General features: G+C 73.4%; 18 protein-coding genes. 12 read left to right on the plus strand and 6 right to left on the minus strand.

Annotated elements, in window-relative coordinates; translation table 11 throughout:
• On the plus strand, nucleotides 1-635 hold a 635-nt coding region (locus tag VGP36_20355; protein ID HEV7657063.1), incomplete at its 5' end, for a prolyl oligopeptidase family serine peptidase.
• Nucleotides 636-1,003: 368 nt separating this feature from the next.
• Here the strand turns inward: VGP36_20355 and VGP36_20360 are convergent.
• Entirely contained in the window at nucleotides 1,004-2,197 is a 1,194-nt protein-coding gene (locus tag VGP36_20360) for an ROK family protein (protein ID HEV7657064.1), read from the minus strand.
• Between the two features lie 118 nt (nucleotides 2,198-2,315).
• Between VGP36_20360 and VGP36_20365 the strand changes: the two genes are divergently transcribed.
• Genes VGP36_20365 through VGP36_20400 form a run of 8 tightly spaced genes read left to right on the plus strand, consistent with a single transcriptional unit; the run spans nucleotide 2,316 to nucleotide 11,123 of the window.
• Nucleotides 2,316-3,260 carry an ROK family protein gene (locus tag VGP36_20365; GenBank protein HEV7657065.1) on the plus strand — a complete coding sequence of 315 codons (945 nt, stop codon included), beginning with the start codon at nucleotides 2,316-2,318 and terminating at the stop codon, nucleotides 3,258-3,260.
• The gene (locus VGP36_20370; GenBank protein ID HEV7657066.1) at nucleotides 3,257-4,969 is read left to right on the plus strand and encodes an ABC transporter substrate-binding protein; all 1,713 of its coding nucleotides are present in this window, start codon (nucleotides 3,257-3,259) and stop codon (nucleotides 4,967-4,969) included. Before VGP36_20365 ends, VGP36_20370 begins: the two co-directional genes overlap by 4 nt.
• 10 nt (nucleotides 4,970-4,979) lie before the next feature.
• Entirely contained in the window at nucleotides 4,980-5,969 is a 990-nt protein-coding gene (locus tag VGP36_20375; GenBank protein HEV7657067.1) for an ABC transporter permease, read from the plus strand.
• Nucleotides 5,970-5,975: 6 nt separating this feature from the next.
• A complete protein-coding gene (locus VGP36_20380; protein ID HEV7657068.1) occupies nucleotides 5,976-6,911 on the plus strand; it encodes an ABC transporter permease in 936 nt (311 codons plus the stop codon).
• The gene (locus tag VGP36_20385) at nucleotides 6,889-7,890 is read left to right on the plus strand and encodes an ABC transporter ATP-binding protein (GenBank protein ID HEV7657069.1); all 1,002 of its coding nucleotides are present in this window, start codon (nucleotides 6,889-6,891) and stop codon (nucleotides 7,888-7,890) included. Before VGP36_20380 ends, VGP36_20385 begins: the two co-directional genes overlap by 23 nt.
• Entirely contained in the window at nucleotides 7,887-8,903 is a 1,017-nt protein-coding gene (locus VGP36_20390) for an ABC transporter ATP-binding protein (protein HEV7657070.1), read from the plus strand. The genes VGP36_20385 and VGP36_20390 overlap by 4 nt, the downstream gene beginning before the upstream one ends.
• A complete protein-coding gene (locus tag VGP36_20395; GenBank protein ID HEV7657071.1) occupies nucleotides 8,900-10,165 on the plus strand; it encodes a 6-phospho-beta-glucosidase in 1,266 nt (421 codons plus the stop codon). The genes VGP36_20390 and VGP36_20395 overlap by 4 nt, the downstream gene beginning before the upstream one ends.
• Nucleotides 10,158-11,123, plus strand: a complete 966-nt coding sequence (locus VGP36_20400; protein HEV7657072.1) for a BadF/BadG/BcrA/BcrD ATPase family protein — start codon at nucleotides 10,158-10,160, stop codon at nucleotides 11,121-11,123. The genes VGP36_20395 and VGP36_20400 overlap by 8 nt, the downstream gene beginning before the upstream one ends.
• Here VGP36_20400 and VGP36_20405 read toward each other — a convergent pair.
• Complete coding sequence (locus VGP36_20405) at nucleotides 11,098-11,685, minus strand: hypothetical protein (protein ID HEV7657073.1); 588 nt, start codon at nucleotides 11,683-11,685, stop codon at nucleotides 11,098-11,100. The two genes, VGP36_20400 and VGP36_20405, sit on opposite strands and share 26 nt — an antisense overlap.
• An 87-nt stretch (nucleotides 11,686-11,772) precedes the next feature.
• On the opposite strand from VGP36_20405, the gene aspS reads away from it, so the two are divergent.
• On the plus strand, nucleotides 11,773-13,560 hold the full coding sequence (gene aspS, locus VGP36_20410; GenBank protein HEV7657074.1) for an aspartate--tRNA ligase: 1,788 nt from the start codon (nucleotides 11,773-11,775) through the stop codon (nucleotides 13,558-13,560).
• A gap of 184 nt (nucleotides 13,561-13,744) precedes the next feature.
• Entirely contained in the window at nucleotides 13,745-14,116 is a 372-nt protein-coding gene (locus tag VGP36_20415; GenBank protein ID HEV7657075.1) for a DUF1330 domain-containing protein, read from the plus strand.
• Here the strand turns inward: VGP36_20415 and VGP36_20420 are convergent.
• Nucleotides 14,097-14,894 carry a hypothetical protein gene (locus tag VGP36_20420; protein ID HEV7657076.1) on the minus strand — a complete coding sequence of 266 codons (798 nt, stop codon included), beginning with the start codon at nucleotides 14,892-14,894 and terminating at the stop codon, nucleotides 14,097-14,099. The genes VGP36_20415 and VGP36_20420 overlap by 20 nt on opposite strands.
• Nucleotides 14,875-17,703, minus strand: a complete 2,829-nt coding sequence (locus tag VGP36_20425) for a hypothetical protein (GenBank protein ID HEV7657077.1) — start codon at nucleotides 17,701-17,703, stop codon at nucleotides 14,875-14,877. The genes VGP36_20420 and VGP36_20425 overlap by 20 nt, the downstream gene beginning before the upstream one ends.
• 116 nt (nucleotides 17,704-17,819) lie before the next feature.
• Here VGP36_20425 and VGP36_20430 point away from each other — a divergent pair, with 116 nt between their 5' ends.
• Nucleotides 17,820-18,488, plus strand: coding sequence for a Crp/Fnr family transcriptional regulator (locus VGP36_20430; GenBank protein HEV7657078.1), 669 nt, complete (start codon nucleotides 17,820-17,822; stop codon nucleotides 18,486-18,488).
• On the opposite strand, the gene VGP36_20435 is transcribed toward VGP36_20430, so the two are convergent.
• Both VGP36_20435 and VGP36_20440 read right to left on the minus strand, forming a co-directional pair.
• Complete coding sequence (locus tag VGP36_20435) at nucleotides 18,478-19,902, minus strand: S8/S53 family peptidase (GenBank protein HEV7657079.1); 1,425 nt, start codon at nucleotides 19,900-19,902, stop codon at nucleotides 18,478-18,480. The genes VGP36_20430 and VGP36_20435 overlap by 11 nt on opposite strands.
• Nucleotides 19,903-19,958: 56 nt before the next feature.
• Nucleotides 19,959-22,562, minus strand: coding sequence for an adenylate/guanylate cyclase domain-containing protein (locus tag VGP36_20440; GenBank protein ID HEV7657080.1), 2,604 nt, complete (start codon nucleotides 22,560-22,562; stop codon nucleotides 19,959-19,961).
• Nucleotides 22,563-22,734 lie beyond the last annotated feature (172 nt).

Below are 22,734 nucleotides of genomic sequence, written 5' to 3' on the forward strand. Positions count from 1 at the left end.
GCGACGTCCCGTTCCGGCCCGACTGGGAGGCCGCGCTCACCCCGGTCGTCGACACCCTGGTCGAGCGGTCCGATGTGGACGCTGCCGGGCTGCTGGCGTACGGGGTCAGCCAGGGCGGCTACTGGCTGCCCCGCGCGCTCGCCTTCGAGCACCGGTTCGTCGCGGCCGCCGCCGACGGCGGCGTCTGGGACGTCAGCCTGACGTGGACGGACAACCTGCCCGCGCCGCTGCGCACGGTCTTCGAGTCCGGCGATGCCGAGACCTTCGACCGGCTCATGGACACCGGCATGGCCCAGGCCGACCCGGCGGTGGCGCGGCGGTTCGCGTTCCGGGCCAAGCCGTACGGGCACAGCACCCCGTTCGAGCTCTACACCGAGGTCAACCGGTACCGGATGGCCGACGTCGTGGACCGGATCACCACGCCGCTGCTGGTCGCCGATCCCGAGGACGAGGCCTTCTTCCCCGGCCAGCCGCAGCAGCTCTACGACGCCCTGCCCGGCCCCAAGGTCCTGGCCCGGTTCACCCGGGCCGACGGCGCCAGCCACCACTGCCAGCCGATGGCCCGTCATGCCTTCGCCCTGCGGATGACCGACTTCCTCGCCGGCCATCTCGCCGCCCGCGCCGGCCGGGGCTGACAGCGCTCCCGAGGCCGACCGCCGCGCCGCCGACCCAACGGCTGGCCGGCATCGCGGACACTGGGACTTCGACCGCGGCCGGCTCTGTCCTGCATTGGAGGGGCCGGAGCGTCTCCCGGACGCCGGCGAGGAAGCGGCCCAGGTCCGCATTTGCCTGCCCCGCAGCCGCGCCAGCGCCTGCATAGCAGCCCGGCTGGCTGGTTGCAGGTTCGAGTCCTGCCGAGCGCGCGTCAGGTTGAGACAGACCGCAGGGCCCTGACCGCCAGGTCACAGCCCTGTGTGCGGTCCGGAGCGAGTCCGCGGTCGCTACCGGATGCGCCCGGGCCGGCCAGCAGGACGACGCCCGGGGGAGGGCAGTCTGCCCAGGCTCAGGCGGTGAGCAGCGTCGTCATGACCGTCTCCCAGGCGCGGTCGAGGCCGGCGGCAAGGCAGCCGTCGACGACGGCGTGGGTGCCGAGCGCGCTCACCCGCAGCTCCGGCCGTACGGGCGCGAAGCGGGCCACCTCGGCGGCGACCGCGTCGAGGAACCCGGCGGCCTGGCCGACGCCACCGCCGAGCACGATCAGCTCCGGGTCCGCGACCGCGATGACCGCGCCGACGGCCTTGGCGACCAGCGCGGCCTCCTCGGCCACGACCGTCACGGCGCGCTCGTCCCCGTCGCCGGCGGCGGCGAAGACGCGGTGGGCGGTGACCGACCCGCGCATCCCGAGCCGGCGCGCGGCCCGGACGATGCCGGCCGCGGACGCCGCCGCCTCCAGCCGTCCGCGCCGGCGGGCGTCCCGGGCGTCGCTGCGGTGGCCGCTGTCGAACGGCAGGAAGCCGATCTCGCCGGCCGCGCCATGTGCGCCGCGGTGCAGCCGGCCACCGAGCACCAGCCCCATCCCGATGCCGGTGCCGACCGAGATGAACGCGAAGTTGTCGACGCCCTGGCCGTGGCCGTGGGTCCGCTCGGCCAGCGCCGCGGCGTTCACGTCGTTCTCCAGCATGAGCGACGGGCCGAACGCCGCGCGCAGCGAGGCCAGCACCGCCGGCTCGTCCCAGCCCGGCAGCGAGCCGGCCAGGCCGAGCGCGTCCCGGCTCGGGTCGTACACGCCGGGACTGCCGAGCACGGTCTGGGTGACGTCGCCGGCCCGTACGCCGGCGTCGGCGAGCAGTGACGTGGCCAGCTGCCGCAGCTCCCGGACCCGGTCCTGGCCCCGGGAGGCCGAGGATCGCAGGGCCGAGCGGGTCCGGACCGATCCGGACAGGTCGCCGATGGCGCCGCGGAGGAACTCGCTGCCGGCGTCGAGGGCGAGCACGAACCCGGCCTCGGGCCGGACCTGGTAGAGCAGGGCGGCCGGGCCCGGCACTCCCGTACGTACGCCGGTGGTGCGGACCAGCCCGGCCCGTTCGAGGTTGGCGAGAGTCAGCGACACCGTCGGCTTGGACAGCCGGGACATCCGCGCCAGGTCGGCCCGGGACGCCTCGCCCCCGTGCCGGAGGTGGTCGAGCAGGAGCTTCTCGTTCATCGCCCGCATCAGCTGCGGGCCCGCGGGCGAGCCACCCCCGATGGCCACCGTCACGTCCGGACCTCCACGGATGCAGGCCGGCACGAGCGGTCGGCAGCCAGGGTCTTGCGCCCCGGTTAATTGGAAGTCTAGTTTCCTAACAACCAGGTCGTCCAGGGACGGGAGGTCGCAGATGCCTCCGCCGGCCGTGCTGGGATTCGACTTCGGTGGCACCAAGATCGCCACGGCGGTGTGTGACGCCGCCGGGACGCGGCTGGGGTCCGGGACGATCGAGACCCGGCCGGAGGCGGGCGCCCTCGCCAGCCTGGAGCGCGGGATCGAGGCCGGCCGCCGGTTACTGGCCACGGCGGCGTCCGGCCACCGGCTGGTCGCGGTCGGCGCGTCGACGCTGGGCATCCCGTCCGACGACGGTGTCCACCTCGCCCCGGCCATTCCGGGCTGGGGCGACATCCGGCTCGGCGCCGAGCTGCGGCAGGCGTTCGACGGGGCCGAGGTCAGGCTGGCGACCGACGTCAAGGCCGCCGCCCGGGCCGAGCTGGAGTGGGGCGCGCTGGCCGGCTGCGATCCCGGGATCTACGTCAACCTCGGCACCGGGCTGGCGGTCGCGATCGTCGCCAACGGCGCGGTGCTGGCCGGCCGGCACGGCGCCGCCGGGGAGATCGGCTACAACCTGCGGGGGTGGCCGGACGTCGGGCTGCCGGTGACCGCCCGTGTCCCGCTGGAGGACGCGGTGAGCGGCAAAGCCCTGCTGCGGCGGGCTTCCCGACTCCGGCCCGACCTGGCCGGCGCGGCGGCGGTGTTCGCCGGCGCGGCCCAGGACCGGGGGATCGCCCGGCTGCTGGCCGACTTCGTCCGGGAGCTGGCGTACCACCTGGCCAACCTCGCGATCGCGATCGACCCGGTCCGGATCGTGGTCGGCGGCGGGATGGTGCGGGCCTGGGACCAGCTCGTCGGCGGGCTGCGGGCGGCGCTCGACGCCGCGGTTCCGTACCCGCCGGAGCTGGTCCGCGCCCGTTTCCCGTACGACGCGCCGTTGATGGGCGCGCTCGCGCTCGGCACGGCCGCGGCCCGCGATGTGCTCGGGACGACCCAGCTGGAGAAGGGACTGTCAGGATGAGGCGCACCATGATCGCGGCTGCGGTCGCCGTGTCGGCGAGCCTGCTCGCGGCCGGCTGCAGCGGGTCGACGACCACCACCACCACCGACAACGGCACGGGGTCCGGGACCAAGGAGGCCGGCAGCACCGACAAGGCCAGCCACCAGCAGGGCGGCTCGCTCACCATCGCCAACGTCCAGGGCCAGACCTGGACCTGCCAGTTCAACCCGTTCAACCCCGCGGTGAACTCGGTCGCGCTCGGCTTCGTCTACGAGCCGCTGGTGTACGTCAACCTGCTGCAGGACCAGAAGGAGACGCCGATGCTGGCGTCCTCGTACCAGTGGGCGGCGGACAAGAAGTCGATCGTCTTCACCGTCCGCAGCGGCGTGAAGTGGAGCGACGGTCAGCCTTTCACGGCCGAGGACGTCGCCTACACCTTCGACGTCATGAAGCGGGTCCCCTCGACGGATCTCTACTCGCTGTGGACCGGTGCCGGACTGAAGAGCGTCACCGCCGCCGGCGACAAGGTCACCCTGACCTTCGGTCAGGCCGCCGGGCCGTACTTCTTCAACTTCGCCAACCAGGTCGGCATCGTGCCCAAGCACGTCTTCTCGACCGGCCCGGCCGCGGAGCACCCGGACACCTGGGCCGACCCGAAGCCGGTGGGCACGGGACCGTACACAGTGGACCCCTGCTCGGCCAACAACATCCAGTACGTCGCGAACCCGGGCTACTGGCAGCCGGGCAAGCCGTACCTGAGCAAGCTGCAGTATCCGGCCTACCTCGACAATGGCCCGGCGAACCTCGACCTCGCCGGGGGGAAGGCCCAGTGGGGCAGCCAGTTCATCCCGAACATCGCGGCGCTCTACCTGAACAAGTCCAAGGAGAACCACACCTGGTCGCCGCCGGTGACCAACGTCGGGATCGTGCCCAACCTGGATCCGTCCCGCCCGGCCACCAGCAAGCTCGCGGTACGGCAGGCGATCGCGCTGGCGATCGACCGGCAGCGGATCGCGCTCATCGGGGAGGGCGGGCAGCAGCCGGCCGCCAACCAGACCGGGATCGTGGTGCCGACGTTCCAGAAGTACTACGACCGGGCCGCGGTCGCGGCGGCCGGCTACGACAAGCCGAACCCGGACAAGGCCAAGGGCCTGCTCGCCGGTCTCGGCTACACCGAGGCCAACCCGCTGAAGCTGACGATCATCACGATCACCGGCTACACCGACTGGGACGCCTCGCTGGCGGTGGTCAAGCAGCAGCTGAAGCCCGTCGGCATCGACCTCACCGTCTCCGACCTGGCCCAGCAGACCTTCGACGACCGGCTCTACAACGGCGACTTCGACCTCGCCTACTACGGCCAGGCCGGTGGCCCGACGCCGTACTACGAGCTGCGGCAGATGCTCTACTCGAAGAACTCCGCCCCCATCGGCAAGCCGGCCAGCTTCAACTACGGCCGCTACCTCGATCCCGAGGTCGACGCGCTGTTCGACCAGTACCCGGCGGCGGACGACGCCGGCCAGGTCGACATCGTGAAGAAGGTCGGCGCGGCGATGCTGCGGGACATCCCGATCATCCCGACCACCGAGTCGGTCAACTGGTTCCAGTACAACACCGCGGACATCGCGGGCTGGCCGACGGAGAGCGACCCGTACGCGCAGCCGGCCGCGTTCAACGTCCCGGACGTGGAGCAGCTCCTGCTGCACCTCTACTCGAAGTCCGCGCAGAAGTAGGCGGGGCCTCGTGCGGTACGTCCTGCGGCGGCTGGGGTTCTTCGTGCTCACCCTGTGGGCGGCGCTCACGCTGAACTTCTTCATCCCCCGCTTCATGCCGGGCAGCCCGCTGCAGGCGCTGCGCGACCGTACGCACAACAGGCTGTCGCCGGCGGCGCTGGAGCAGATGCTCACCTCGTACGGGTTCAAGCCGGACGAGAACCTCTTCGTGCAGTACCTGGACTACCTGCGGAACATGGTCACCGGGCGGTGGGGCATCTCCATCGGCGCCACCCTCGGCGAGCCGGTGACCAAGGTGGTCGGTCAGGCGCTGCCGTGGACGCTCGGGCTGGTCGGGATCACCACGGTCCTGGCCTTCGCCCTCGGCTCCCTGATCGGCGTCGTCGCCGGGTGGCGGCGCGGCGGCCGGCTCGACTCCCTGCTGCCGCCGGTCTTCGTCGTCACCTCGGCCCTGCCGTACTTCTGGGTCGGGCTGCTGCTCATCCTGACCTTCTCGGTGTGGACGGGCGGGCTGCTGCCCAGCGACTTCAACTACGACAGCGGGCTGCAGCCGTCGCTGACGCCCGGGTTCGCGGCCAACGTGCTCGCCCACGCGGTGCTGCCGGCGGCCACGATCCTCATCACCTCGATCGGCGGCTGGATCCTGACCATGCGGAACAACATGATCACCACGCTGGCCGAGGACTACGTCCGGATGGGACGGGCCAAGGGCCTGTCCAACCGGCGGATCATGACCACGTACGCGGCCCGCAACGCGATGCTGCCCAACCTGTCCGGCTTCGCGATGTCGCTGGGCTTCGTGATCTCCGGCGCGATCCTGGTCGAGTACGTCTTCAACTACCCCGGGCTCGGCTACCTGCTCTACAACGCCGTGCAGAACACCGACTACCCGCTCATGCAGGCGTTGTTCATGTTGTTCACCGTGGCCGTGCTGGTGTCCGTACTGGTCTGCGACTTCGCGACGGCGTGGCTCGACCCGCGGGCCCGGGCGAAGGGATAGCCGCCGATGACCGCGCTGCTGCTGGACACCAGCACGCCGACCGGCCCACGGGCGCCGACCCGGCGCCGCGGCAGTGGCATCTGGGCCGCGCTGCGGGGCAGCCGCAAGGCGATGCTGGGGCTGGCGATCTTCGCGGTCTTCGCGGTGCTGGCCGCGGTTCCGCAGCTGTTCACCTCGGTCCGGGACCCGAACGAGCTGGCGTTCGCGCCGGGTCTGGGCTCGTCCCGGCAGCACCTGCTCGGCACCACCACGCTCGGCCAGGACATCTTCGCCCAGCTCGTCTACGGCACCCGGCAGTCGCTCGTGATCGCCCTGGTGGCCGGCTTCTTCGCGACCGTCCTGTCCGTACTGGTCGGGGTGTCGGCGGCCTACCTCGGCGGGGTGGCGGACGAGGTGCTGTCGCTGGTGACCAACGTGTTCCTGGTCATCCCGACGTTCCCGCTGATCATCATCCTGGCCACGTACGCCGGGAAGGGCACGCTGCTGGTCGTCCTGATCGTGCTGGTCGTCACCGGCTGGTCGTACGGGGCGAACCAGCTGCGGGCGCAGACGCTGTCGCTGCGCAACCGGGACTTCCTGGAGGCGGCCCGGGTCCGGGGCGAGCGGCGGTCGTACATCATCGTGGTCGAGGTGCTGCCGACGATGACGTCGCTGATCGTCGCGAACTTCCTCGGCGCCGCGCTCTACTCCGTGCTGACCGCGGCCGGGCTGCAGTTCCTCGGGCTCGGCGACCCCAACTCGATCAGCTGGGGCACGATGCTCTACTGGGCCCAGAGCCAGCAGGCGCTGCAGACCGGCCTGCCGCAGTGGTCGATCGCCCCCGGCCTCTGCGTCGCCCTGCTCGGCGCGTCCTTCGCCCTGCTGAACTACGCCTTCGACGAGATCAGCAACCCGGCCCTGCGTCCGGTGAGGAGGCAGCGTGCCCGCCGTACCCGTGCTTGAGGTCCGCGATCTCCGGGTCGAGTACGCCACCGCCCGGGGCCCGGTCGCCGCGGTCCTGGACGTGGCTCTCGACGTGGCCGAGGGCGAGTTCGTCGGCGTCGTCGGCGAGTCCGGGTGCGGCAAGTCCACCCTGCTGTTCGCCATCGCCCAGCTGCTGAGCCCGCCGGCGGCGATCACCGCCGGCAGCGTCGTCTTCCGCGGGCAGAACCTGGTCACCATGACCGACCGGCAGCTGCGGGCGCTGCGCTGGCGGGACTACTCGGTCGTCATGCAGAGCGCGATGAACGCGCTGAACCCGGTCACCTCGATCGGCGCCCAGTTCGAGGACGCGCTCACGGCGCACTCGGACCTGCCGGCCCGGCAGGTCACCGAGCGCTCGGTCGAGGTGCTCCGGCTGGTCGGCATCGACCCGGTCCACCTCGGCAGCTACCCGCACCAGCTCTCCGGCGGCATGCGGCAGCGGGCGATGATCGCGATGGCGCTGCTGTTCACGCCGGACCTGGTCATCATGGACGAGCCGACCTCCGCCCTGGACGTCGTCGCCCAGCGCTCGCTCATGGTCCAGATCAAGGAACTCCAGCAACGGCTGGGTTTCGCGGTCGTCTTCGTCACCCACGACATGTCGCTGGTCAGCCACTTCTCCGACCGGCTGCTGGTGATGTACGCGGGCGAGGTGGTGGAGTCCGGTCCGACCCGGACGGTCTTCGACACCCCGGCCCACCCGTACAGCCGGGGGCTGCTGGACGCGTTCCCGTCGATCCGGGGTCCGCGGGTGCCGCTGACCGGCATCCCCGGCAGCCCGCCGGACCTGGCCCAGCCGCCGCCGGGGTGCCGGTTCCAGCCCCGCTGCCCGGTCGCGTTCGCCGACTGCGAGCGGATCGAGCCGAAGCTGTATCCGGTGGGCGCGGCCCGGGCCCGGTGCCTGCTGCACGCGCCGGGCCGCGCGCTGGTCCACAATGGACCGGAGGCCGGTCCGTGACCGCGCCGCTGATCGAGGCCACCGGGCTGACCAAGCACTTCAAGGTCGGTGGCGCGCTGTCGCGGCGGCGGCTGCACGCGGTCGACGAGGTGGACCTGGCCATCGAACCGCGGGAGATCGTCGCCCTGGTCGGCGAGAGCGGCAGCGGCAAGAGCACGATCGCGCGGCTGCTGGCGAAGGTGCACCGGCCGACCGCGGGGGAGATCCGCTACCAGGGCACGTCGCTGGCGGCGATGAAGACCCGGCGGCAGACCCTGGCCTACCGCGGCGACGTGCCGATGGTGTTCCAGGACCCGTTCAGCTCGCTCAACCCGGCGTACCGGGTGTCGCACGGGATCCTGCGCGGCCTGATCCTGCACCGGCCCGAGCTCGACCGGGCCCAGCGCGCGGCCGAGGCCGAGCGGGTGGTCGACGCGGTCGGGCTCACCCCGGCGGCGACGGTCCTGGACCGCTACCCGTACGAGCTGTCCGGCGGGCAGCGGCAGCGGATCGGCTTCGCGCAGGCCCTGGCCTACCGGCCGAAGCTGATCCTCGCCGACGAGCCGGTGTCCATGTTGGACGTGTCCATCCGGATAGGACTGCTGAACCTGATGGCGGGGCTGCGGGAGCGGGAGGGCGTCTCGTTCCTCTACATCACCCACGACATCGCCAGCGCCCGCTACGTGTCCGACCGGCTGATCGTGATGTACGCCGGCCACGTGGTCGAGTCCGGGCCTACCGAGACGGTGCTCGCCGACCCGAAACACCCGTACACGCAGCTGTTGCTGTCGGCGGTGCCCGATCCGCGGGCGCCGCTGGACGTCGGCGCGGAGACCGACCGGGGGGAGCCGCCGCAGGTGATCGACCCGCGGCCGGGCTGCCGGTTCCGGCAACGGTGCCCGCTGGCGGTCGAGGAGTGCGGCCGGGTGACGCCGCGGCCGCGGGAGCTCGGGCCCGCGCACCAGGCCGCCTGCCACGTGGCGATGGCGTCACCGGCGTCACCGGCGTCATCGGTGGAAGCGGGGCCGGGGTGAAGATCGCGGTGGTCGGGGGCGGGAGTACGTACACGCCCGAGCTGATCGAGGGGTTCGCCCGCCGGGCGGCGGTCCTGCCGGTGGACGAGCTGGTGCTGCACGACGTGGCGGCGGACCGGCTCGACGTCGTCGGCGGCCTGGCCCGCCGGATCCTGGACCGGCACGGCGTCGGCGGGCTCCGCACCACGACCTCGCTCGAGTCCGCTGTGGACGGTGCCGCCGCGGTGCTGGTCCAGCTGCGGGTGGGCGGCCAGCGCACCCGGCTGGTGGACGAGACGCTGCCGGGCCGGTTCGGACTGCTGGGCCAGGAGACGACCGGGCCGGGCGGGTTCGCCAAGGCGCTGCGGACCGTCCCGGTCGTGCTCGACATCGCCGAGCTGGTGGCGGAGCGGGCGCGGGCGGGGGCGTGGATCGTCGACTTCACCAATCCCGTCGGCATCGTCACCCGCGCGCTGCTCGACGCCGGGCACCGGGCGGTCGGCCTCTGCAACGTCGCCATCGGCTTCCAGCGCCGGCTGGCCGCACGTTTCGGCGTCGAGCCGGACCGGATCCGGCTCGACCACGCCGGCCTCAACCACCTGTCCTGGATCCGCCGGGTGCTGGTGGACGGGGTGGACCGACTGCCCGAGCTGCTGGCCGGCGCCGCTGCCGCGGACCTGGCCGCCGAGACCGAGATCCCGGCCGAGCTGCTGCGCACCCTGGGCGCGATCCCGTCGTACTACCTGCACTACTTCTACTGCACCGACCGCGCGGTCCGGGCCCAGGCCACCGGCCCGCAGCGGGCGGAGGAGGTGCTGGAGATCGAGCGCACGCTGCTGCGGATGTACGCCGACCCGGCGCTCGACACCAAGCCTGCGCTGCTGGAGCAACGCGGCGGCGCGTACTACAGCGAGGCGGCCGCGGCCCTGGTGACGTCGCTGCTGACCGGCGACGGCGCCCACCACTACGTGGACGTACGGAACGACGGCACGATCGCCGGCCTGCCCGACGAGGCGGTGGTCGAGGTGCCCGCGACCGTCGACCAGGACGGCGCCCACCCGGTGGCGGTCCCACCGCTGGCGCCGGAGCTGCTCGGCCTCGTCCAGGCGGTGACCGCGTACGAGGTCCTCACCATCGAGGCGGCCCGGACCGGCGACCGGGCGGTGGCGCTGCGGGCGTTGCTGGCCAACCCGCTGGTCCGGCAGTGGGACGTCGCGGTGCCGCTGCTGGACGCGCTGCTGGAGGCGAACCGCGCTCTCCTGCCGAGGTTCTCCCTTGCCTGACGTCGTCCTCGGCATCGACGGGGGCAACTCCAAGACGGACGTGGTGGCCGCGTCCACCTCGGGGCGCGTCCTGGCCCGCCGGCGCGGTGCCGGGGTGGTGTCGCCGCTGGCCGACCCGGCGGCCTGGCGCGAGCAGCTGGCCGCGCTGGTCGCGGACACGCTGCGGGACGCCGGCGCCGGCCAGGCCCGCTGCGCGGCGTACTACCTGGCCAACGTCGACCTCCCGGTCGAGCTCCGGATCGCCCGGCGCGAGCTGGAGCGGATGGGGCTGGCCGCGGAGACCGTGGTGTGCAACGACACGCTGGCGGTGCTGCGGGCCGGGGCGTCGCGGCCCTGGGGCGTCGCGGTGGTGTCCGGCGCCGGCATCAACGCGGTCGGCGTGCACCCGTCCGGGCGTACCGCCGGCTTCCTGGCGCTCGGCGACTACAGCGGCGACACCGGCGGCGGGATCAGCATCGGCGTGCAGGGGCTGGCCGCCGCGATGCGGGCCTGGGACGGGCGGGGACCGGCGACCGCGCTGACCGCCACGCTGCCGGTGAGGCTGGGGATGCGGCGACCGCGGGAGATCGCGGTGGCCGTGCACTCCGGCGCCCTCCGGTACGACGACCTGCACCTGCTCGCCCCGGCCGTGTTCGCCGCGGCCGGGTCCGACGGGGTCGCGGCCGGGATCGTGGCCGGGTTCGCGGATGAGGTCGCGGTGATGGCGACCACGCTGATCCGGCGGCTGCGCCTGGCCCGGACCGACGTCGAGGTGGTCCTGGGCGGCGGCACCCTGCAGGCCGGCGACGGCGCGGTGCTGGACCGGATCGGCACCCGGGTCACCGCGGTCGCGCCGCGGGCCCGGGTCTGCGTGCTGGACGTGGCCCCCGTCTTCGGTGCGCTGGTCGACGCCTGGTCCCGGGCCGGGGCGCCCGCGGCCGCGCTGCGCCGGCTCAGGGGGCAGTTGCCGGCCCGATGACCAGGCCGATCCGGCCGAGGTGGTTCAGGTCGCCGGACCGGGTGAAGAGGTGGTGCAGGACCGGGTCGGTGAGGATTGTCCTGCCGTCTCGCAGGACGGTGAGAGTGTTGGCGGCTACCCGGTAGACGAAGGTGTGGCCGTCGACCGTGCGGTGCGCTTCGTAGCCGCCGGGGATCGGGGTGGCCGGGATGGTGACCGTCTGGGTGGCGGCGGCCTTGCTGGCGCCGTGGTAGTAGAGCGCGCCGGTGGTGGTGCGGCAGTAGTAGACGCGGAAGCGCTTCGTCTCGTAGCCGGCGACGAGCACCGCGTTCCGGCCATCCGGGAGGGTCGCGGCGACCGGGCACGGGCGGGCGGCCGGCGGCTTCGTGGTGGGGACCACGGAGGGCGAGGGCGCAGCCGACGGGGCGGTCTCGCCCGGTACGGGGAGGCCGGAGGCCTGGGCCGGGAGTTGGGCCGGGTCCGGGCTCCCGCGTCCTGTCGTGGTGTTCGCGCCGCACGCCACCAAACCGGCGAGGAACGGTGCCAGCAGCACCGTCCTGCGGCGACGAGGACCGATGGACACCGCGTCATACTCCCCCAGCCCCGCCGGAAATGGGCTCGGACCGTAGGGTGGAGCGGTGCTTGCGCGCCGTACTGAGGAGATGCAGCCGTGATCCGCACGCATGAGGCGGGGACGCTTCGGGCCGGGATGGCCGGGGAGACTGTCACGTTGGCCGGGTGGGTGGCCCGGCGGCGGGACCACGGCGGGGTGATCTTCGTCGATCTCCGGGACGCGTCCGGGGTGGCGCAGGTCGTCTTCCGCGAGGGCGAGATGGCGGCCGTGGCGCACCAGCTGCGGGCCGAGTTCTGTGTCGCGATCACCGGCACGGTGGGGCGGCGGCCGGAGGGCAACACCAATCCGGAGCTGCCGACCGGCGAGGTCGAGGTGACCGCGACCCGGCTCGAGGTGCTCAGCGAGGCGGCGCCGCTGCCGTTCCCGATCGACGACGCGCGCGGGGGCGCCGGCGAGGTCGGCGAGGAGGCGCGGCTCAAGTGGCGCTATCTCGACCTGCGCCGGTCGGGGCCGTCGGCGGCGCTGCGGATGCGCTCGGAAGCCAGCCGGCTCGCCCGGGAGGTGCTCGCGGATCGCCGGTTCGTCGAGGTGGAGACGCCGGACCTGACCCGGTCGACGCCGGAGGGGGCGCGCGACTTCCTGGTCCCGGTGCGGCTGCAGCCCGGCAACTGGTACGCGCTGCCCCAGTCCCCGCAGCTGTTCAAGCAGCTGCTCATGGTCGCGGGCATGGAGCGCTACTACCAGCTCGCCCGCTGTTTCCGGGACGAGGACCTGCGCGCCGACCGGCAGCCGGAGTTCACGCAGCTCGACGTCGAGATGTCGTTCGTGGACGTCGAGGACATCGTCGAGCTCACCGAAGAGGTGGTGGCGCGGATCTGGTCCGAGCTGGCCGGCTTCGACCTGCCCCGGCCGGTGCGGCGGATGCCGTACGGAGAGGCGCTGGCCCGGTACGGCTCGGACCGGCCGGACCTGCGCTTCGGCGTCGAGCTGACCGAGCTGACCGGCTACTTCGCCGGCACCGAGTTCCGGGTCTTCCAGGCGCCGTACGTCGGCGCCGTCGTGATGCCGGGCGGTGCGTCCCAGTCGCGGCGGGAGTTCGACGCCTGGCAGGAATGGGCGCGTTCCCGCGGCGCCCGCGGGCTGGCGTACGCGGCCTTCGACGCGGAGACCGGCGAGGCGCGCGGGCCGATCGTGCGCAACCTCTCGCCCGAGCATCTCGCCGGGCTGGCCGAGGCGGCCGGGGCGGGCAACGGCGACGCGGTGTTCTTCGCCGCGGGTGAGCCGGCCGACGCGCGGGCGCTGCTCGGCGCGACCCGGCAGGAGATCGGCCGCCGGTGCGGGCTCATCGACGAGTCGCGCTGGGAGTTCGTCTGGGTGGTCGATTTCCCCATGTTCGAGCCGGTACGCGACGACGACGGCCGGCAGACCGGCTGGACCGCCGTGCACCACCCGTTCACCGCACCCTCCCCGGAGTGGGCCGATCGCTTCGACACCGAGCCGGAGCACGCGCTGGCCCAGGCGTACGACATCGTCGTCAACGGCGTCGAGCTCGGCGGCGGGTCGATCCGTATCCACCGGGCCGACCTGCAGCAGCGCGTCTTCGACCGGATCGGGTTGAGCAAGGACGAGGCCGAGGGGAAGTTCGGCTTCCTGCTGGAGGCCTTCCAGTACGGGCCGCCGCCGCACGGCGGCATCGCGCTCGGCTGGGACCGGCTCTGCGCGCTGCTGGCCGGCGTGGACTCGATCCGCGAGGTGATCGCCTTCCCGAAGACGGCCTCCGGTGGGGATCCGCTGACGGGCGCCCCGACCCCGGTGAGCATCGACCAGCTGCGCGAGGCCGGCGTGCTCGCCCGCCCCGCCAAGGCCGAACCCGCCTCCGGCTGAACCGAGGGCCGAGCCGGCCGCTCAGAAGTCGACGCGTTCCGCCGCACGGCGGTCGCCATGCCGGGTGCCGGCTGGAGGAACGCCGAATGCCGGGTCGTACGGTCGGGGCGTGTCGGTCGAGCCGGGGTTGTGTGGGTCGTGCCGGTTCGCGCGGTGGAATGAGACGCGGCGGGGGACGGTGTATGTGCGCTGCACCCGGCCGGAGCTGGTGAGGTATCCGCGGCTGCCGCGGGTGAGCTGTGCGGGCTATGAGGAGGAGATCGTGGCGAAGGCGTACTGGATCAACATGGTCATCGCGATCCACGACCAGGCCAAGCTGGACGCGTACGTCGCGCTGGCCGGGCCGGCGATGGAGGCGGCCGGTGGCCGGTTCCTGGCCCGGGGCGTGCCGGCGGCGGCGTTCGAGCGCGGGACGACCGAGCGGACCACGCTGATCGAGTTCGGCAGCGTGGACGAGGCGGTGGCGGCGTACCACAGCGCTGCCTACCAGGAAGCGTTGCGCGCGCTCGACGGCGGCGTCGACCGCGAGATCCGCATCATCGAGGCGATCGACTGATCCCCCGCCGCCGCGGCGGGAGGTGGATCACCAGGCCCGCATCGAGCGCCGCGGCCGGCTCGATCCGTACCGCCGGCTCGACTGGCGGCGCCGGCTCGACCTGTACGACTGGCCCGGTCTCCGCTGCCGGTTCGGGTTGCGGTGCCGGGTCGGTCTTGGTCGGCGGTGGCTCAGCGGGGCTGCCGTCGGACGCGCGGAGCAGGGGGATTCCGGCGCCGACGTGCACCAGCAGGGGAGGACGGATCTCACCCTTCCGCTCGGCCACCTTCCGCTCCTCCAGAGCGAGGGTGGCCTTGACCGTGCACGATCCGCCGGTGAGCGCGACCAGCCGGCCGCCGCGTACGGTCGCGGCCAGCCCGCGGACGGTGAACTCGACCGTCAGCTCGACGTGCAGGGTGGCCAGCCGCATCTCCCGGACCAGCAGGTCGACCGAGGGCTGCTGGCGCACGGTCACCGTGTGCTCGGCCAGGCTGACGACCTCGGACGTGCCGGGCTGGTCGCGAGTGCGGCGGGCGGCCGCGGTGAGCACCGTCCACTTGCGCCAGCCGGTCAGCAGCAGCTGACCCAGGTCGAGGTCGAGCAGGCCCTGGACGGAGCGGGCGAGCTCGGCCCGGACGGCACCGCCGCTGGAGCGGGCCAGTTCGCGGGCGGCGCCGCCGGCCGGGCCGAGGACGCCGTGCTCGTCGATCGCGCCGGCGAGGTCGGTGATCGCGTCGCGGTTGTCGCCGTACAGGAACGACCATGCGGTGAACCGCTCGTCAACGGCTGTCGCGGCCATCGAAGGGCTCCTCTCCGAACGTCGGCGCCGGGTCCGGCTGCGGCCGGATCCGTACGGTCCAGTCGGCGGGGCCGGTCGAGCCGACCTCCGCCTCGGTCGCGGCCGGGCGGCCGGCGATCCGGATCGGCTCCCCGGCCGGCGTCCGGAGATCCGGGTGACCGGGCGGGCTCGGGATGCGGACCAGGGTCGTGCCGCCGGCCAGCAGCAGGCCCGCGCCGACGACGATGAGCAGCCACGGCAGCCGGCTCGCCGCCGGGTCGGCTGCGACCACCCGGAAAGGCACGGTCGCGACGAGCGGGGCGCCCTGCCGGCGGGCCAGGCTCACGGAGACGGTGTGGTCGCCCGGGATCCGGGCCACGCAGACCGCGTCGGTGCAGGTGCCGCTGTTCTCCGGTCGCAGCGTGAACGTCGCCCGCACGGTCACGTCGCCGAGGTCGTTGCCGTTCGCGTCCAGGCCACGGACCTGGAACGGCTGCCGTGTGCCGGCGGCGACCGCGGGAGCGGCCGGGTCCACCATCAGCGCGGTCGGCTCCTCGGGCACGACGTGCAGGGTCGACCGGCCGTTGACGCCGGACAGCGTCGCGGCGACCTGGAGATCGGCCGGCCGGTCGGCGCTGCAGCGGTCGTCGCACCGGCCGGGAGCGCCGACCGAGAGCGCGACCTGGTCGGTCACGTCGCCGAGGTCGGCATTGTGAGCGTCGACGGCCCGGACCTCGTACGCCTGCTCGGCGCCGACCGAGATGGTCGCCTCACCGGGGTCGAGCACCAGCGCGGCGATCTCCGCCCGGGGTCGAACGTCCACATGCGACTGTGCGCGCCGGCCGGCATGGACCGCGACGACCTCGTGCGGGCCGCCGCGGACCGTCGAGCAGAGGGCCGCGGGGCAGGAACCGTCCGGGGCCATCGAGAACACGGTCCTCGCGGTGACGTCGCCGAGGTCCGTACCGGTGCGGTCGTAGGCGTGCACGGTGAAGCGCTGTCCCGCACCGACGCCGACCGTCACCGAGGACGGCGTCAGCTCGATACGTTCGACGGTCGGCTCGGCGGGCGGTCGTGGACCGGGTTGCAGACCCGGCACCGGCGGCGGGCTCGGCGGTAGCGGGAACGGCGGCGGCGTCGGGGATGTGGTCGGGGGCGTGGTCGGAGGTGTGGTGGAAGGCGTGGTCGGAGGCGTGGTGAGAGACGGCGTCGGGGGTGTGGTGGGGGGTGTCGTGGGAGGCGTTGTCGAGTGTGCGGTGGGTGCAGGCGTCGGGGTCGCGCTCCGACGTGTGGTTGACGGGTGTGTGGTGGGTGGCGTCGTCGTGGACGGGGTCGGGGTGGGCGGCGTCGGTGGGGAGGTCGTCCCGCCGGGATCGGACGGGTCCTCCGGCGGCGCCAGCACGTGCAGGGTGACCGAATCCGTGCTCTCGGTCCCGGCCAGCCGTCCGATGACCTGGTGATCCCCGGGCTCTTGCGGCGTGCAGCGCGCGTCCTCACACGGCCCGGGCGGCTCCATCGTGAACTCGGTCTTCGCGGTCATCTCGCCGAGCGGTCGGCGTTGCGGGCCGTAGCCCATGGCTGTGTACGGCTGGGTCGCCCCGAGCTGGATCGTCGCGTCGTCCGGGCTGATCTCGATCGACTCGATCGGATCCGGATAGACGTGCAGCTGTGCGGTCGCCGGCGTCACTGTCGTCCCGGGCAGGGAGGCCGTGACGGTGTAGTCGCCGGCCTCGCGCCGCGAGCAGACCCGCCGCGGGCACACCGTGCCGCCGTCGATCGAGACCTCCGCGTTGGTGAGATCGCCCAGCGGACGCTCATCCCGGTCGAAGCCCTGGACCTGGTACTCGACCTCGACGCCGATCCCCACGCTCACGAACTCCGGGCTGAGCGTGATCGAGGCCGGATCGCCGGCCACCACGGTGAGCGTCACCGGCTTGCTCACGATCAGGGGCGGGTCGCCGGGCAGCTCGGCCGTGATCGGGTACCTGCCGGGCACCATCGACAGGCAACCGTCGGCATTGCACAGGGCTTCGGGCCGGAGCTGGACCAACCCGGTCACGTCGCCGAGCTCGCCGCCGTCCGCATCCAGTCCGATGACCGTGTACGGCTGCCGCGTACCGGCGACCACGCGGGCGTCGTCGGGCCCGAGCCGCAGGCCGGCGATCGGCGTGTCGACGACCTCCAGCGTGACCGGCTCGGCGGTCAGATCCCAGCGATCGACGGCTGCGGTGACCGTGTACTCGCCCGGGAGGTCAGCGGAGCAGTCGGCCTCGCGACACGACCCGCCGGGATGGATGCGCAGCTCGCCGGCAGCGGCGGTGACGTCGCCGAGGTCGACGGCCTTGGCGGACGCGTCCGGGACCGCGAGGACCCGGTAGGTCTGCACCGCCCGGATGGCGACGCCGGCCCGGGGCGGGTCGAGGACGATTGCGGCCGGGCGCTGGTCGGTGACCTCGAGGCTCGCCTCACCGGTCAGCTGTTTCCCGGTCCCGCGCGGATCCGGGGCATGCGCGGCGACGTGGTAGGCGCCGGCCTTGTCGGCCGTGCAGGCAGCGACCACGCAGCCGCCCGGCGACTCGATGTCGAACGTGGTCGAGGGCGTGACCTCCGGTCCCGGTCGGTCCCCGACGACCAGGTAAGCGCGGTAGTGGCGGACCGCACCGACGACGATCGTCGAGGTGTCCGGATCCAGGAACAGATGAGCATCAGCGTCCACACTGGACGGTGCCGCCGAGGCGCTGCCCGCACCGGCAACAACGGTCAGCAGCGTCAGCAGCACCGCGGCGAGGGCCGAGCCGTGGCGGCGAGCGCGCAGGGTGGTCTGAAGCATGCCCGGAGCCTGCGGCCGATCCGGCTTCCGGACCGTGCGGCGGGTGACGCACGGAGTGTGCTCGCGCGGACACTTCCGTGCTGTTCGCGAGGTGCCTGGGCGGTCAGACTGGGGCGGTGGAGTTCCCCTTCCTCGCCGGTACGGACGAGGACCTGCGTCGCGGCGTGCTGCGCGCGACCCGGAGCCGGCGTTTCCGGCGCAACGAGGTGCTCTTCCACGCCGGCGACCCGGCCAACGGCCTGCACCTGCTGGTCTCCGGGCACATCAGCATCGCCACGACCACGCCGATGGGCGACATCGCGATCCTGGCCGTGCTCGGGCCCGGGGCGACGTTCGGGGAGATGTCGCTGCTGACCGACGGGCTGGAACGCTCCGCCACGGCGACGGCGCTGGATCCGGTGGAGACACGGGTGCTGGTCCGGGACGACTTCGCCCGGCTGCGCCGGACGTACCCGCAGGTCGACCGGTTCCTCGTCGACCTGCTCGCCGGCTACGTCCGTCGGCAGGACTCGCGGCTGCTGGAGGCGCTCTACCTGCCGGTGGAGAAGCGGGTGCTGCGGCGGCTGCTGGAGCTGGCCGACATCTACGGGGGACGGGCGTCCGGGGCGCCCATCCCCCTCACCCAGGAGATCGTCGCGGAGATGTCCGGCACGACCCGGCCGACCGCGAACCATATCCTGCGGTCGGCCGAGGCAGCCGGGCTGATCGTCGTCGAGCGTGGCCGGCTCCGGGTCACCGACGCCGACGGGCTGGCCCGGCGGGCCGGGCTCCCGCTCAGGCCGTGACGATCGTCCCCAGCCAGGGCAGCCCGGCCAGCCCCGGCGCGGAGAGCAGCACCGGCACCGCCTCCTTCGGCGCGAGCCCCTCGTTCACCACCAGCTTGGCCAGTCGCGCCGCCACCAGTGGGGTCGCGAACGACGTACCGCTCCACCTCGCCCGCCCGGTGAACAGGTCCGGATCCTCGACCGGATTCCGCGGCTCCGTCCCGTTGGCCCAGTTGAAGAACGTGCTCTCCACGTCGACGCCGGCCGCGCAGGCCCGGACCCAGGGGCCGCGGTTGGTGAAGGGCGCCGGCCCGTCAGGCCCCAGGGCGGCCACGCTGATCACCCGGGGTAGGGCCGCGGGATAGGGCGCGACCCAGGAACCGTCGTTGCCGGCCGAGCAGACGACGACCCCACCGCCGGTCAGCCGCGGGTGCTCGCTTCGTCGTGGTCCGTGCTGGAAGCGGCGGACTGCCTTGGCCAGGCAGCCCATGTGGTGCATCGCGTAGCCGCTGAAGGACAGGCTCAGGATCTCGGTCTCGCCGGCGAGCGCCGAGATCTGTTTCGCCACCTCCGATTCCGGGACGTCACCGAGATTGCTCATCGCGTCGATGACCCTCGCCTGGCAGGCCGGATACGTCTGCGCGACGACCCCGGCGATGAACAGGCCATGCCCGGCCACCCGGTCGAGGAAGCCGTCGACGTCCCGGTCCGGGTCGCCCGGCGCCGGAACACCGGCAACGCCCAGCCCGGGGAGTGGCGCCATCGTGTTGTCGAGGATCTGCGGCAACGGACCGGAGGGCAGCGGAACGTCCAGGATGGTCACAACCGCGTTGCCGCCGACGCGGTTCTTGAGCTGACCGTCCCAGTGGTAGTCGACCGGGCGGGCGCCGCTGCGGCCCCGGCCCGATCGCGCGTACTCACGCCCGTGCGGTCCGGCGAGCGACGGCGTGGGCAGCGGGTAGTCCAACGCCACCAACTCTGCGAAGAGGTTCCCGTGCAGGAGCCCCTCGAGATAGGGATTGCCCCACAGGGGATTCCCGGCGAGCGGGTTACCCCAGAGCGGGTCTCCCGCGAGACCGTTGCCCCAGAGCGGGTCACCCGACAGGGAGTCCCCGTAGAGGCGGCTGGCCGGAAGCGCGTCGGCGAACAGGACATGGTCGGGCTGGGCGTCGAAGTCCGCGGCGATCAGCGCGTCGACCAACTCCGGTATGTCGGTGTCCGAGGTGACCTCGATGACGCCGTAGCCGACGGCCTCCTCGACGGCGCTCGCCGTGTCGAGCCCGATCAGCTCGTCGTCGACGAAATTGTTCAGGCGCGTGAGGGTCTCGCTGCCGGGTACGGCGTCGCGGACGAGGATGCGGTGCGGGACGTAGGCGAAGTGGCCGTCGGTCGAGTAGGCGACACGGTCCTCCCACGTCTGGAACGGCCTCAGCACGGACGGTTCGGGAGGCTCCACAGGATCCGACATCGGCGTGGCTCCACTTCGGACGGTCAGTTCCGGGTGCCGGCCGGCACCCGGGTATCGCGGAGGAGCTGCTCCGCGGCGGCGGCGATCGCGGCCTCGATGGTCAGCGACCGCCCGGCCACCAGTTGGGTCGCGTAGCCGGCCGGCCCGAGCCGGGTCCGGGCCGCGACCAGGACGTCCTCGGCGAGGCGGACGTCGGCGTCGTACGGCGTCATCCCGCTCTCCGACAACAGCTGCTCGGCCTTGGCGGTGAGCCGGATCGCGGTCTCCCAGTCACCGTCGGCATCGGCGGCCAGCCGGGCGGTGGCCAGCAGGCTGAACGCGACCATGCCGGTCTGGCCGAGCGCGGCGGCCAGCTCCAGACAGGCCCGCTGATGCCGGGCCGCGACCACCGGCGTGCCGAGCCGCAGCGCCATCTCGGCCAGGTTGCCGTGGGCCTGGACCAGCAGCAGCTCGTCGTCCAGCTCGGACGCGGCCCGCAGCTCGTCCTGGAACGCCCGTTCGGCCTGCTCGTCCGCGCCCTCGGTGGCGAGGGCGAGGCCGAGCAGGTTGCTCATCCGGGCCCGCCCCCGCGCAGTGAGCCGGCCCCGCAGAGCGGTCTCGGCGATCGCGACCGAGCGCCCGGCCTCGCCGCGCCGGATCGCGACCTCGCCGAGGACCTTCTCCACCCCGACCTCGTCCCAGTCGGGCGCGCCGGTCTCGGCCCGCAACTCCGCGGCCTCCCGCGCTTCGGTCTCCGCCGCCGCGAGGTCCCCGGACCGGACGTACAACAGGCCGAGCAGACTCAGCAGCCCGACCCGGGCCGAGGTCCGCGCCGGCAGCGCGGCGGCGAGCCGGCCCACCTCGCCGATCCCGGCGTGGAAGGACTGGACGGCGTCGTGGTGCCGGGCGATCGTCGCGGCGACCTGCTGGGCCCGTTCCTGTACGTCCTCCGTCCCGCCGGTAGCGGCCCAGACCACCGCGCGCAGGTTGTCCAGCTCGGCCGAGACCGCGTGCACCCAGGGCCGCCCGGTGTGCACGCCCCCGAAGCGGTCGACGTAGTGACGGGCGAGCCGGGCGGCACAGGCCAGGGTCTCGCCGTGCTCGGCCAGCAGCTCGCCCGCGTACGCCCGGACGGTCTCCATCGACCGGTACCGGGTTCCACCGGCGGCGGGATCCGCGAGCAGCAGCGACTTGTCCACCAGCGACCACACCAGCTCCGGCACGAGGTCCCGGTCGACGTCGTCGGCGGCGACCGCGGCCACCGCGGTGTCGAGGTCGAAGCCGGCCGCGAGCAGCGCCAGCCGTCGGAACGCGGCCGCCTCGGCCGCGCTCAGCATCCGTACGCTCCAGTCCAGCAGGGTTTCCAGCCCCCGGTGCCGGGGCGGCCGGGTGCGGTCGGAGGTCCGCAGCATCCGGGACTGCCGGTCCAGCCCCGCCAGGATCTCGTCCGGTTCGAGGACGGTCATCCGGGCGGCCGCGATCTCCAGTGCCAGCGGCAGCCCGTCCAGCCGGCGGCAGAGTGCGGCCACCACGGTGGCGACGGCGCCCTCGGGGCGGAAGCCGGGCCGGACCGCGCGGGCCCGCTCGACGAACAGGCGGGCGGCACCGGATCCGGCTCCCTGCGCGGTCGACAGCGGGTGCAGCCGTCGCAGCGACTCCTCCGGAAGATGCAGCGGCTCCCGGCTGGTGCAGAGGATTCGCACCTGAGGGCACTCGGCCAGCACGGTCACGACGAGGTCGGACACCGCGGCGACGTGCCGTTCGCAGCTGTCGAGCACCAACAGCAGCTGCCGGGTCCGCAACGCGGCCGCCACGTCTCGCGATCCGACCGTCGGGCCGCCGGGGATGCCGAGTGCGGCGGCGACGAGCCCGGGCAGCATGGCCGGCTCCTCCAGCGGGGCGCAGTCGGCCAGCCAGGCGCCGTCGCCCAGTCCGGCCGCGAGCCGGATGCTCACCTCGGTGGCCAGGCGCGTCTTTCCGACGCCACCGGTGCCGAGCACGGTGACCAGCCGGTTCTCGGCCAGCGCGGTCTCGAGCTCGGCCACCTCGCGGTTCCGGTCGATCAGCGCGGTGGCCGGAACGGCGAGGTTGTGCCCGTCGGCCGGCAGCGCCCGGACGGCCGGGAACCGGCCCGGGTGCGGCAGCTCGAAGAGCCGGACCGGCCGGTCGAAGTTCCGGATCCGGAAGCTGCCCAGCGGGATCGGGCCGGCGGCGCCGAGATCGTCGACCGCCTGCTGGGACAGCACGACCTGCCCGCCGTGGGCCACGTCGGCGATCCGGGCGGCCTGGTGGACGGCGACCGCGACATACCGGGACCCGAGCGGGCTGGCCAGCCCGGCGTGCACGCCCATCCGGACCCGGACGTCCGCGCCTGCCGGCCAGGGCTCGGCGGCCAGCGCGCGCTGGGCAGCGGTGCAGGCCGCCACCGCGTCGGCCACCGACCAGAAAGCGATGAAGAACGAGTCGCCGAAGCAGTCGACCTCGTGGCCGCCGTACTCGAGCCAGGCCTCCCGGAGGAGGGCGCGATGCCGCTCCAGCACCCCGGCGTACGAGTCGCCGAGCGTTCGCAGCAGCCGGGTCGAGCCCTCGATGTCGGTGAAGACGAACACAACGGTCCCGGTCGGGAGCTTGTGATCGTCTCTGCGCACAGAGTCAATGTTGACAGCACTGAGACACCCGGTCGAGTGAATACCGACTCCGGGCCAGATCTCCTCGTCCGGATCCCGGCCGTCGCCGGGCGCCGAGGTGAGGGCGGTGGACGGGACGGCGGTCCGGTCACCGTTGCCGGGGCGGGGTCGAAGGGCGGGGATGAGCGGAGTC

It is taken from the genome of Mycobacteriales bacterium (assembly GCA_035995165.1).
Lineage (GTDB): Bacteria > Actinomycetota > Actinomycetes > Mycobacteriales > CADCTP01 > CADCTP01.